This window comes from Rothia sp. LK2588, assembly GCF_040946465.1.
Lineage (GTDB): Bacteria > Actinomycetota > Actinomycetes > Actinomycetales > Micrococcaceae > Rothia.
In genome coordinates, this window is the sequence record NZ_JAYWLS010000004.1 from 1 (window position 1) to 12,957 (window position 12,957).

The following is a 12,957-nucleotide window of genomic DNA, read 5'->3' on the forward strand; positions in this document are numbered from 1 at the left end:
CCGACAACGGCCTCTGCAACTTGAATCTTGTAGAGCTGTGTCACATAAACAACAGTTTGAGGGCAATCGCGCCCTCCTACAACAACAAAAGGCCTGGTCAGAGGAGGTATCCATCCTTCTAAAGTGAGCTACACTGCACTTCAGTAAGATGCTCTTCCCGTGACCAGGCCTCTGTGATCCTCGAACTTATTGAACCTCGATCAGAGCCATATTCTTCTTACCGCGACGGATCAGCGCGTACTTGTCATGGAGCAGATCTCCGGGATCTACCGTTGCGTCTTCGCCTTGAACCTTCACGTTGTTGACAGCTGCTCCGCCCTCCTTCAAAGTACGGCGGGCAGCTGATTTCGATTCGGACAATCCGGTCTCGGTCAGCACGGTGATCATGTCCAGCTGATCCGCACCGAGAATAGCGTGGGGCAATTCTGCGGTTGCGGCCTTGAGAGTCGCCTCATCGAGATCGGTCAACGTGCCCTTCCCGAAGATGGCCTGCGATGCGGCAATCACCTTCTCGGTGGCGTCCACCCCGTGAACCAAGGCCGTCACCTCGTAGGCCAATTCCTTCTGGGCCAAGCGCTTGAACGGCTCCTCTTCGACAGACTTCTGGAGCTCCTCGATCTCAGCGCGGGTCTTAAAGGTAAAGACCTTCAAACGATCGGCTACGTCTGCGTCTGCGGTGTTCAGCCAGAACTGATAGAAGGCGTACGGAGTGCACATCTCTGGATCCAGCCAAATAGCGTTACCCTCCGACTTGCCGAACTTCGTGCCGTCAGAGTTAGTGATCAGCGGGGTGCCCAGCGCGTGTACTTGTTTGCCCTCCGCCTTGCGCACCAACTCGGTGCCGGAGGTTAGGTTGCCCCATTGATCGGATCCCCCGCACTGCAAGGTCACCCCGTGGCGACGGTACAGCTCGAGGAAGTCATTCCCCTGCAGAATTTGGTAGGAGAACTCGGTGTACGAGATACCCTCTTCGGAGTTCAAGCGTTTAGCGACGATCTCTTTCTTGACCATCGTCCCCACGCGGAAATTCTTACCGATCTCGCGGAGAAAATCGATCGCCGACAGTTGCGCCGTCCAGTCCAGGTTGTTCACCATCGTGGCAGCGTGTTCACCGTCGAAGTCGAGGAAGCGTTCGATCTGGGAACGGAGACGATCCACCCACCCCTCGACCACCTCACGAGAGTTCAACACACGCTCGGAGGTCTGGCGCGGGTCACCGATGAGCCCCGTTGCGCCACCGACGAGACCGAAAGGATTGTGCCCAGCCAACTGCAGGCGACGCATCGTCAACAACTGCACCAGGTGACCCAAGTGAAGCGAGGCAGCCGTCGGGTCGTACCCGATATAGAAATTCACCGTCTCCTCGGCGAGCGCCTTTTCCAGGGCCTGGGCATCCGTGCTCACGTGGACGAGCCCGCGCCAGTTAAGTTCCTGCCAGATGTTCTCGAAAGAATCATCATTATGCTGCTGTGCCAGAGTGCTGACGGACACTATTTCTCCATTCACGTCGTACAAGGGCGGCGTCGGACATGCCGACGACGATGCTTTAAAGGTATCAGGTGGCAGTTCGGTCAAGCCGGAGCACATCCCGGGCCCCAAGCCCGGTTACTGATCGCCTAACCCGGCGGGGAACTCATCGGCACCGATGAGATGCAAGCGCTGAGTGGGTCGCGTCATCGAAACGTAGAGGTCCCCCACCGCGCCTGCGGCGGCGGTGATCAGAGACTTCGGTTCCACGATGATAACCACGTCGAACTCCAGACCCTTGGCCTCCCAGGGAGTCAGCACCAGAATCTGATGCTCCAGAGCACTCTGTGAGGTTCCCGTCTGTCCGCGGTGCGCCGTGCCCACCGCCTTGGCGGTCGCCGCGTAGTGCTCGGGGGTGGCGATGACGCCGATCAAGCCGCCGGCTGAGGCACGTACCTCTTCGCTGACAACCTCGACCACGGTGTCGAGCACTTTCTCTGCGGACACTCGATGTAGCTGCGGTGGCCAGTTGCCCTCCCGCACCGCGCGGGGTGCCGCGACGTCCTGCCCCGCAGCGCGGGCAACCGCGACCGCGGCGTCCGAGATCTGGGCGGGGGTGCGGTAGTTGACGGTGAGCGTATCGATGCTGAAGCGGTCCCCCACGAAGGGTTCCAACGCCTCTGCCCACGAGGTGGACGCCGCCGCCGACGACGCCTGGGCGATGTCACCCACGATGGTGAACGACTTCATGGGGCACCGGCGGAAGAGCAGACGCCACTGCATGGGAGACAGTTCCTGGGCCTCGTCAACCACCACGTGACCATAGGCCCACGTGCGGTCTGACTTCGCGGCCTGCGCTGCGGTCATTCGGATGGCGCCGGTCTGGTTATACTGCGCGATCTGCTCGGCGGTGATCACCCCGTCGACCCCGTGGTCCTCGAGGTCATAGTGCATGTTCTCGAGCGCTTTTCGAGCGTTTTCAACGTTCGCCTGGTACTCGGCCTGGGCGCGGGCTGCCGCGGCGGCACCGGTAATCTTCGAGAAGTCACCGAGCAGTTCGGCGGCCTCGTCCAGTAGCGGAACGTCGGCCTCGGTGAACGGTGCGTCTGCCGGACGCTGCAAGGCGTCTCGCTCGGCCGGAGTGAACTCGCGAAGCGCCGAGTCTAGGTAATGCCGCTTGGAGAACAGCGAACGGACGAGTGTTTCGGCAGATAGCGGCATCCAAGCCAGGTTGATCGCGCGGCGGACGTCGAGCGAATCGCGCACGTCGTCTTCGATATGGGGGCGATCCACCTGACGACCGGCGGCCTCGTCTAATTTCTCATTGAGCTGCTGGCCCAGCTCGCGCACCAGGATCTTAACAAAGGTCTCGCGCGCCTCGTTGTGCGGCTTGCCGGTGCCGCGTGCCTTTTCGCGGGCGTAGCGCACCATCTCTGGGGTGAGCTGAATGTCGGTGGAATCGACCGTGAGCTGCTTGGGTTCCGAGAGCTTCTTCTGACGGTCTTTCACCGCACGCTTGATCGCTTTGACCATGCGCACATCACCCTTGAGACGGGCCACAGTGGGATCGGTTTCGGGTACGGCGTGCAGCCCCGGGTACAGAGTCGCCAGGGAGGCCATGACCACGCCGGTCTCACCCAGGGAGGGAAGCACCCGCTCGATGTACCACATGAACGATGAGCTGGGGCCCACCACCAAAACGCCGGCGTTATTGAGACGTTCCCGGAAGGTGTACAGCAGGTAGGCGGCGCGGTGTAGAGCCACGGCAGTCTTGCCAGTGCCAGGCCCACCCTGGACCACGCGCACCCCGGCCAAATCGGCGCGGATGATCTTGTCTTGCTCAGCCTGAATGGTCGCGACGATGTCTCCCATACGGCCGGTCCGCTTGCGGTTCAGGGCCGCCAAGAGGGCGCCTTCACCGTGCACTACCCCATCGCCTTCCAACATCGAGCCGTCGAGGACGTCGTCTTCGATCCCGGCCACGGTGCGGCCCTCCAGCATGAGGTGACGGCGGCGGCGAACGCCCTGGCGGTCGAAGGCGGTGGCTTGGTAAAAAGTCCCGGCCTCGGGCGCGCGCCAGTCGATGAGCAACCGCTCATGGTTAGCGTCCGCCAGGCCAATGCGGCCCACATAGCGGGTGGTGGAATCGTCGAGATCGAGCCGACCAAAAGCGAGGCGGTGATCCACGTTTTCCAGCTGCGCCAGCCGGTCTTCGTAGTGGGTGGCGTAGGCGTCTCGTTCCGAGCGGTTCTGATGCGATCCGGCGCTCTTGGTCTTACGCACCTTCTTCAGCTTCTCCGCGGTTTCCTCGCGGGCCTCGTCCAATCGGGCGTAGAGTTTGCCGACGTAGGCGCGCTCTTCAACCAAGGCCGCCGCGTAGGCTTCCTCCGCTGCCTGATGTTCTTCGCTGTGGTTCTGATCTAAATGGTTAGCCACGCAGGCCCGCCTTCTTACTCGGAGCGAAAATGCAGATGATCAATTGTACTGTGGTTGTCCCACAGTGAGAAAAGGTCTAGTGGTGCGCCTCGGAGACCACCGCAAGAGACTCCACGCGGTGATCTGCCCCGATGGCCTCTCGGCCGCCGAGACCGTCGAGCTCGAGGAACGCTCCCACGCCGGCGACCGTCAGGGAAGCCTGGTGCATGAGGTTGACCGCCGCGGCCAGCGTCCCGCCGGTGGCCAACAGGTCGTCGACAATTAATACCCGCGTTCCGGCGGGGATATCGTCTTTATGAATCTCGATGGCCGCTGAGCCGTATTCCAGCTCGTAGTCTTTGGTGTAGGTATCGCGGGGCAACTTGCCGGCCTTACGCACGGTCATGACGCCGGTTCCCGCCTTGTAGGCAATCGCCGCAGCGATCAGGAAACCGCGTGCCTCTACCCCGGCGACGATATCGAACTGACCGGCGAAGCGATCTGCCAATTCATCGACGCAGCGCCGGAAGGCCTGCGGGTCGGCGAACAACGTGGTGACGTCGTAGAAGAGGATTCCCGGTTTCGGGAAATCGGGGATCTTTGCACAGGCGGCGGGTACGAGCTCGGCAATGGGCAGATCGGTCACAGCAGACATCGATAACTTTCGAAAAGACACGGTCAGAAACAGACGATAAGTATACGCCCTCAACCGTGGAGGACCCTGAAGACAGGAAAGCGCCAGTCCCCACGCTGAAGTGGGGACTGGCGCTGTGCGGGGGACATCCGGGGTTACCCGGGTCGTCCCCGCGCATGGGCAGGTGTCACATTAGCTGATGACCTGCGGGCGGGAGGCGAACTCTCGTGCCGACTCCAACTCGCTCTGCAATGCCCGCATCTGTTGGGACACAGCCGAGGGGGCGGTGCCGCCCTGAGCCGAGCGGGAGTTCAACGAGCCCTCCACCGAGAGCACCTCGCGGACCTCCGGGGTCAGCGACGGGTGGATCGCGGCGAAGTCTTCGTCGGTGAGATCCCACAGTTCGCAGTCCTTCTCCTCGCACACGCGCACCGCGTCTCCGGCGACTTCGTGAGCCACACGGAACGGCACACCCTGGCGGACGAGCCACTCGGCAACGTCGGTGGCCAAGGCGAATCCCTGCGGGGCCAGTTCTGCCATGCGGTCGGTGTTGAAGGTGAGGGTTGCGATCATGCCCGAGACCGCGGGCAGAAGCACCTCGAGCTGGTCGATGGCGTCGAAGACGGGTTCTTTGTCTTCCTGCAGGTCACGGTTATAGGCCAGCGGAAGGGCCTTCAACGTAGCCAACAGACCGGTGAGGTCGCCGATCAAACGCCCGGCTTTACCGCGCGCCAGTTCGGCAATATCGGGGTTCTTCTTCTGCGGCATGATCGATGAGCCGGTCGAGAAGGAATCGTGCAACTTCACGAAGGAGAACTCCTTCGTGGCCCAGAGGATGACCTCTTCGCTGACCCGCGAGAGATCCACCGCGATCATCGCGGCGATCCACGCAAACTCCGCGTAGACGTCACGAGCCGCGGTGCCATCGATCGAGTTGTGGCAGGCGGAGTGGAACCCGAGATCTGCCGCCACGGCTTCGGGATCCAAGCCTAGGGACGATCCGGCGAGCGCACCCGAACCGTACGGGGAAACGGCGGCGCGGGCGTCCCAATCACGCAGACGTTGCAGGTCACGGCTTAGGGCCCATGCGTGAGCCAACAACTGATGCGACAGGAGCACCGGCTGGGCGTGTTGCAGGTGGGTGCGACCCGGCATCGGCGCGTTCGGATGCGCTTCTGCCTGCTCCACGAGGGCGTCGATGACGGCCAGCACCTCGGTGGCGATGATGCTCGCGTGGTCGCGCAGGTACATGCGTCCTAGGGTGGCGATCTGGTCGTTACGCGAGCGTCCTGCGCGTAGCTTGCCGCCCAGCTCGAGGCCGGCGCGTTCGATCAGGCCACGTTCGAGCGACCCGTGAACGTCTTCATCGCTTTCTGCCGGGGTGTACGCTCCGCTACGGACGTCCGCCTCGAGCTGATCGAGCGAGGCTAGCATGCCGGCGAGCTCTTCGTCCGTCAGGAGGCCCGCCTTCGACAGGACGCGGGCGTGGGCTCGCGATCCGGCGATGTCGTAGGGTGCCAGGCGCCAGTCGAACTGGGTGGACTTAGAGAGGGCCGCCAGTGCCTGTGAGGGGCCGCCTGCGAAGCGGCCGCCCCACAGCGCGCCGGAGTTAGTGCCGTGTTTTTCGTGTGCTGTCATCGCTACCTAACGTGTTGTGGGCGGAGGGTCGCTCTTAGATGTCAGATTTACCCAGGCGCTGGTCGCGGGTCGAGGCAACCTTCGAGGACATGCCGAAGAGTTCGATGAAACCTTTGGCCTGGGACTGGTCGAAGGAGTCACCTTCATCATAGGTCGCCAGGTTGAAGTCGTAGAGCGAGGTGTCGGAGCGGCGTCCGGTCACCACGGCGCGGCCGCCGGTCAGGTCCATGCGAATCTCGCCGTTGACCATCTTCTGGGTGTCGGCGATGAAAGCGTCGAGCGACTTCTTCAGCGGGGAGAACCACTGGCCGTCGTAGACGAGTTCGGTCCAGCGCTGGCCGACGATCTTCTTGAAGCGTGCCTGTTCGCGTTCGATGGTGACGTTCTCAAGTTCCTTGTGGGCGGCGATGAGCGCCATGGCTCCGGGAGCTTCGTAGATTTCGCGGGACTTGATGCCCACCAGTCGGTCTTCAACCAGGTCGATGCGGCCCACGCCCTGGGCGCCGGCGCGCTGGTTCATGATCTGGATGGCCTGCAGCGGGGTGACATCCTGACCATCGATGGCTACCGGGATGCCTTCCTTGAAGGTGATGGTCACGGTGTCCGGTGCCGGAGCGAAGGTCGGGTCGTCGGTGTAGTCGTAGACGTCCTTGGTCGGCCCGTTCCAGATGTCTTCGAGGAAGCCGGTCTCGATCGCGCGACCCCACACGTTCTGGTCGATGGAGAACGGGTTCTTCTTGGTAGTAGCGATCGGCAGATTGTTCTTTTCTGCGTAGTCGATCGCCTTTTCGCGGGTCAGCGCGAGGTCGCGCACCGGTGCGATGCACTTGAGGTCGGGGCCCAGGGTCTGAATGGCAACCTCGAAGCGAACCTGGTCGTTGCCCTTACCGGTGCAACCGTGGGCAACGGTGGTGGCGCCGAATTGCTTGGCGGCCTTGACCAAATGCTTGGAGATCACCGGGCGGGAGACTGCGGAGACCAGCGGGTAGGCGTCCATGTAGAGGGCGTTGGCTTGCAGCGCAGGCATGCAGTATTCGCTGGCGAATTCATCGCGTGCGTCTGCCACATATGCTTCGACGGCGCCGCAGTCCAGTGCTCGTTGGCGGATCGTTTCAAGGTCTTCTCCACCCTGCCCCACGTCTACAGCCATAGCCACGACTTCGGCGCCGGTTGCTTCACCGATCCAGCCGATGGCGACCGACGTGTCGAGCCCGCCAGAATATGCGAGTACTACGCGATCTTTCATGGATTTCCTTTCATCGATCCCACCTGTGAGAAGCGAGATGTTGACTTGTCGATATACATAATTATTTACACCTATTGATATTTATGCAAATCGACCGCGCGTGAGATGAATATGAAAAAATATTAATCCCAGCCTCATACGATTCTCACAGACGCTTGGAAGACTATTCGCATGTTCCAAAAAGCGCTCCTGATTCTGCTCGGTACCACCGTGGTGGCATGTCTTGGCCTACTGGCGTTCTCGTTGAGCCCGGCGAACCAAGCCCCTCAGGTAGACTCCGAACCCGTGACCGTTCGTCCCTCCAGCACGCAACCCAGCGAGCGCACCACCGCGTCCCCCACTACCACCTCATCCCCCAGTCCGAAAACCACGGCATCCCCCACTGCCGGCACCACAACCTCCCAGGCCCCCACTGCAGCCTCCCCCGAGCCCACTCCCCCGGCACCGGCGGCCCCGGCGGCACCGCAGGCCCCTGCGCAACCGGCTCAGCCGCCGCAGCAGGTGGTCATCCAACCCACGCCCGAGGTTCGTTACTACAACAACGCACCACCGGTCGGTGATGACGACCTGGACGACGCCCCCGATGCAGACGACGACATCGACGACGACTAACACCGCACCCCATGCACAACCATTGAGGTAGAAGATGCCGCAATCAACAACACCAACCTCGCGCCAGGGTTCAGCCCGTTGGCGCGTGATCGGGTGGGTCATGCTGACGACCGCCATCGCCGTGGTCTCGATCATCGTCGCCGTACGGCAGGTCTTACTCAAGGAAGTTAATACGGAAGCTAACGCTCAGATTGTCCAGGAGCTGGCGGAGTTTCGCACCTTCGCCGACAATGGGGTGAACCCCAAAACCACTCGTCCTTTCGACTCGGCGGAAGACCTCTTGACCACCTACATCGCCCGCCAATACTCGGGATACTCCGAGCAGTTGATCGGTGTGACCGATAACCGCATCATCTTCTTCAAAGAACAGGCCGACCACGCCACCGGGCAGGGATACCGGCTCTACCAGGACGAACAGTTCATCACCGACATCACTCAGGGGGATAAGGTCTCTGGCGTGGAACATACCCCGGCCGGCACCATCCATTGGGGACGCGTCGATATCAACCCCACGGGCACGGGAAAAGAGTCGGGGTATCTCATTGTGGTCGAATACACCCAACCCGATGTTGACCACGTCAACCACACCGTCAACCTCATGGCGGGAATCGGGGCAGCGGCCCTGGCCTTAGCCTTCGCCATGAGCTGGCTGGTGGCCGGACAGATCACGAAACCGATGCGGGAACTACGCAAAGTAGCCGCCGACATCACCGAAAAAGACATCACCGCCCGAGTACCGGTACGCGGAAACGACGACATCGCCGCCATGAGTAGAACCTTCAACCAGATGCTGGATCGACTCGAAGAATCCTCCGCAACCCAGCGACAATTCCTCGACGATGTCTCCCACGAGCTGCGGACCCCGATCACCATCGTCCGCGGGCACCTGGAACTGATGGAGCGCTCCAGTAGCGAGCAGGAGGCCACGCTCGCTTTAGTCGACGACGAGTTGGAACGCATGGGTCGCATCGTGGCCGACCTGTTGCTGCTGGCGAAGTCGGAACGACCCGACTTCGTGCGCCCCACCCCCACCGATGTTGCCGACCTGATGATTGTGTTGGATTCCAAGGTGCAGGTGTTCACCCGCAACCGGTGGGTGATCAACGAGATCGCCGACGGAACGGTGGCACTCGACGGCCAGCGCGTCACCCAGGCCATGGTGCAGCTCTGCGCCAACGCCAGCCAGTACTCCCCGGCCGGTTCGCTGATCACGTTGGGATCCGCCTACCGGGACATCGACGGTGAACGGCACATCGACTTCTGGGTCAGGGACGCCGGCCCCGGGGTGAAGCCCGAAGACGCCGAGCATCTTTTCGATCGCTTCCATCGCAACAACGCCAAGAACCCCGCGACAGCGCAGGAGCACAGCGTGGGTGTGGGGTTGGGGTTGTCGATCGTGCGCGCTATTGCCGAATCCCACCGCGGGACCGCCTGGGTGCGTCAGCCCGACTCTGGCCCCGGGGCCATCTTTGGGATCTCTATCCCCTCACCGGTTCCCCTACCCGTTCAGAACAATCAGACCCCCGAGAGGACACCATGAGTCACATCTTGCTCGTCGAAGACGATCCACGGATCTCCGCCTTCATCATCAAAGGCCTGAAGTCCTCCGGATACGCCGCAACCCATGAAGAAAACGGCAAGGTTGCCTACGCGGTGGCCAAAGCCGTCGAATTTGACCTGATCATCCTCGACATTGGGTTACCAGGTATCGACGGTTTTACCCTCATGCAAAAGCTTCGCGCGGAGGGTATTACCACCCCGATCATCATGCTGACTGCTCGCGATTCGGTCAGCGACACCGTCCAGGGCCTGGAGAGCGGCGCCAACGATTACATGACCAAGCCATTCCAGTTCGCTGAGCTGTTGGCCCGCATCCGCCTACGCCTGGCCGATCGCTCCCCGGGTTCGGACGCCGCCGCCTACGTCCTGCAGGCCGGCGACCTCTCGCTGGACCTCCGCACGCGCGAGGTGCAGACCGCCGGCGCCCCGGTGGAGCTGACCAGCCGAGAATTCGCGTTACTCGAGACGTTCCTGCGACACCACAACCAGGTGCTATCACGCGAACAATTGCTAGGAATGGTGTGGGGTATGGATTTCGATCCCAACTCCAACATCGTCGATGTCTACATCCGTGCTCTGCGAAAGAAAATCGGCGAGGGCCGCATCGTGACCGTACGCGGGACGGGGTATAAGTTCCAATGACCTCGACAAAAAACCTGGTGGCCGCGACTATCGCCACCGCCCTCATCGTCGCCATCAGCGCGTTCAGTTTGACCGGTTCAGAGCTTCCCCGCGAAGCGGGCCTGACCTTGGTCATCTTCGTGCTCGCGGTCTGGGCCTGGATCTTTACCCCACTGGCCGACGTCTACGTCGCACTGGCGGCAGCCTGCTCCTTGGTAGTCTTCAGCGTGATCGACTCCGAAGATCTCGCCGAATCTCTGGGCAACGAGACCATCTGGTTGCTCTTTGCCGCGGTAGTCATGGCCGAGGGGATCTCCCGCTCAGGGCTCTCCTCGCGTATCGTGGCGACCCTGATCACCCGCGCTCGCACCTTTACCGGTCTGTTCTGGATGATCACCCTCGCCCTGATGTGCACTGCCTTCTTGGTACCCTCCACCTCGGGTCGTGCCGCACTGGCCCTGCCATTGCTCGCTTCCCTCCATGAGGCATTGGGACGCCGGGAGCGGCTCACCCGCGCGCTGTCTCTGCTCATACCCTCGGTGATTCTGATATCGGCGGTCAGCTCGTATATCGGCGCCGGCGCCCACTTGATTACCGATCAGATCCTCGACGCCAATGACCTAGAAACCATCGGTTTCCTCCGGTGGATGATCTTGGGCTCGGGCTTGGGTTTGGTGGCCTCGGCGCTTACCTGTGCGTTGGTCATGGGGATCTTTCTAGACCGCGAGGAACGCAAGGAAAGCTTGCAACTGACGGCAGCCGATATCGACGCCCCCACCGGGGAATTCTCCGCGGCCGAACAACGTGTGTTGACCATCGTGATCGCGGCCGTGGTGGGTTGGTGTACCGAATCCATTCACGGGGTGGAACCGGCGATCATCGCCGTGCTCGGTGCCCTGGCGATAACCGCCCCCGGTGTCGCCGGTCTCACGCTCACTGACGGATTGAAGAAGGCTCCCTGGCCCTTGCTGGTCTTTATGGCCGCAACCCTGGCGCTGGGTAAAGCCCTGGTGGAATCCGGTGCCGCTGAATGGCTGGGTGAGGCGCTCTTCGCGCCCCTGCAGGGCTGGGGTGACATCGCCCAGTGGGGTTTCCTCCTTGTCCTGATCGCAGTCTCCACCTATGCACACCTGATGATCCAATCCCGTAGCGCCCGCTCGGCGGTGCTCATCCCGCTCGTGCTCACGGCGGCGACCTCCCTGGGTGTGAATCCCGTGGCCGCGGCCTTCGCGTCCACGGCTGCGGCCGGTTTCTGTCATACCCTCACCAGCTCAGCCAAACCGGTCGCGCTCTTCAGCCAGGTCGAGGACCTCCCCGGGTATTCCGCAGCCGACCTGCTCAAGCTCTCCCTCTGGCTGGGACCCGCCCACGGCGTCCTCGTGGCAATCTTCACCGTAAGTGTCTGGCCGCTACTGGGAATGCCCTTCTTCGCATCTGCTTAACCCACTAAACACCATCAATCGCTGTAACAGAAAGAGAATCAACATGGCAATGGTAGTACCCCACCGTATTCTGGTCGCCCCCTCAGGCTTCAAGGGAAGCATGGGCGCAGACGAGGTCGCTGAGGCAATCGCCTCCGGCATCCGCCGCGTGATCCCCGGCGTCTCGATCTCCGCCGTGCCCATCCCCGACGGCGGTGAAGGCACCGCTCGCTTGCTGGCCCAGGCCACCGGTGGTTCGATCCGCACCAAGAAGGTTACCGGACCGGTCGGTGAAAAAATCTATTCGCACTACGCCCTATTGGGCGGGGACCAAAAGGGCGTGGCGGTCGTCGAAATGGCGGCGGCCGCCGGGTTGTCGCTGGTCCCCAAAAACCTGCGCAACCCCGCCGCAACCACCACCTACGGAGTGGGCGAGCTCATCAACGCGGCGTTGGAACAGGACGACGTTCATACCATCCTCATCGGATGCGGTGACTCCGGCACCTGCGACGGTGGGGCCGGTGCCCTGGCCGCTCTCGGTGCTAAGGTGCTCGACGCCGACGGTAACGAACTGCCCCTAGGCGGTGAACATCTCGAAAACGTGAACTCTCTGGATCTGAGCGAGGTCAACCCCCGCATCCACGAGGTGCGGCTCGTGATGGCCCTGAACCAGCACAACGTGCTCACCGGCAAGGACGGCGTAGCCCGCGTGTTCGGCCCGCAGAAGGGCGCCACCAAGAAACAGGTCAAGCAGTTGGACGCCGCTCTCACCCGCTGGGCCGACGTCCTCTCCGACGCCGCCGCCGATCACTCCCGCGCGGCCGACGTGGACTTCTTCCAGGGTCCGGGCACCGGAGCATCGGGCGGCCTGGGTGCGGGTCTTGCCGTGCTTGGCGCAGAACTCACCCCGCGCTTCGAGGCTCTCATCGACTCGGGGTTGGCCGGGTTGAACCTCACCCGAGAAATTGAACGGGCCGACCTCGTGGTCACCGCCGAGGGCGCCATCGACTTTCAGACGCCCAAGGGGAAGGTGCCCGCCGAGATCGCCACCCGCGCCCAGCAGGTGGGAGTTCCGGTGTTGGCCCTGGCCGGCACCCTCGGTAAGAACGCCAACATGGTGCACGACTCGGGCATCGGCGCGATCGCCTCGATCATTCCGCTGCCCATGGAACTGAGCAACGCCCTCGAAAACGGTGCCGAATTGCTGACCGACTCCACCGAACGCTGCATCCGTTTGCTGTTGATGGGTTCGGCAATGAACAGCTCCATCATCAAGCGCCATCGCGAGTTGACCGCCGGTAGCGTGCCTCAAAGCGTGGGGTTCTAACCAGTCGCCGGTGAGG

10 protein-coding genes are annotated in these 12,957 nt (G+C 62.2%); 5 read left to right on the forward strand and 5 right to left on the reverse strand.

Going from position 1 to position 12,957, the window contains the following annotated elements; genetic code table 11:
* Positions 1-186 precede the first annotated feature (186 nt).
* The 5 genes from tyrS to VVR12_RS08680 all read right to left on the reverse strand — a co-directional run bounded on the left by tyrS (position 187) and on the right by VVR12_RS08680 (position 7,400).
* Complete coding sequence (gene tyrS / locus VVR12_RS08660; protein ID WP_409349894.1) at positions 187-1,491, reverse strand: tyrosine--tRNA ligase; 1,305 nt, start codon at positions 1,489-1,491, stop codon at positions 187-189.
* A 114-nt stretch (positions 1,492-1,605) separates the two neighbouring features.
* Positions 1,606-3,903: an AAA family ATPase gene (locus VVR12_RS08665; protein WP_368550814.1), complete on the reverse strand. Its 2,298-nt coding sequence runs from the start codon at positions 3,901-3,903 to the stop codon at positions 1,606-1,608.
* Positions 3,904-3,979: 76 nt separating this feature from the next.
* Positions 3,980-4,537 (reverse strand): adenine phosphoribosyltransferase, encoded by a 558-nt coding sequence (locus tag VVR12_RS08670; RefSeq protein WP_368550815.1) that lies wholly within the window; start codon positions 4,535-4,537, stop codon positions 3,980-3,982.
* Between the two features lie 171 nt (positions 4,538-4,708).
* Positions 4,709-6,154, reverse strand: coding sequence for an argininosuccinate lyase (gene argH, locus VVR12_RS08675; protein ID WP_368550816.1), 1,446 nt, complete (start codon positions 6,152-6,154; stop codon positions 4,709-4,711).
* A 34-nt stretch (positions 6,155-6,188) separates the two neighbouring features.
* Positions 6,189-7,400 carry an argininosuccinate synthase gene (locus VVR12_RS08680; protein WP_368550818.1) on the reverse strand — a complete coding sequence of 404 codons (1,212 nt, stop codon included), beginning with the start codon at positions 7,398-7,400 and terminating at the stop codon, positions 6,189-6,191.
* Positions 7,401-7,571: 171 nt separating this feature from the next.
* On the opposite strand from VVR12_RS08680, the gene VVR12_RS08685 reads away from it, so the two are divergent.
* The 5 genes from VVR12_RS08685 to VVR12_RS08705 are packed head-to-tail and all read left to right on the forward strand — an operon-like array spanning position 7,572 to position 12,941.
* Complete coding sequence (locus tag VVR12_RS08685; RefSeq protein WP_368550819.1) at positions 7,572-8,012, forward strand: hypothetical protein; 441 nt, start codon at positions 7,572-7,574, stop codon at positions 8,010-8,012.
* A 34-nt stretch (positions 8,013-8,046) separates the two neighbouring features.
* Complete coding sequence (locus VVR12_RS08690; protein WP_368550820.1) at positions 8,047-9,552, forward strand: histidine kinase dimerization/phospho-acceptor domain-containing protein; 1,506 nt, start codon at positions 8,047-8,049, stop codon at positions 9,550-9,552.
* Positions 9,549-10,214: a response regulator transcription factor gene (locus VVR12_RS08695; RefSeq protein ID WP_368550821.1), complete on the forward strand. Its 666-nt coding sequence runs from the start codon at positions 9,549-9,551 to the stop codon at positions 10,212-10,214. Before VVR12_RS08690 ends, VVR12_RS08695 begins: the two co-directional genes overlap by 4 nt.
* Entirely contained in the window at positions 10,211-11,635 is a 1,425-nt protein-coding gene (locus VVR12_RS08700) for an SLC13 family permease (RefSeq protein ID WP_368550822.1), read from the forward strand. Before VVR12_RS08695 ends, VVR12_RS08700 begins: the two co-directional genes overlap by 4 nt.
* A gap of 43 nt (positions 11,636-11,678) precedes the next feature.
* Positions 11,679-12,941, forward strand: a complete 1,263-nt coding sequence (locus tag VVR12_RS08705; protein ID WP_368550823.1) for a glycerate kinase — start codon at positions 11,679-11,681, stop codon at positions 12,939-12,941.
* The last annotated feature ends 16 nt before the right edge of the window (positions 12,942-12,957 follow it).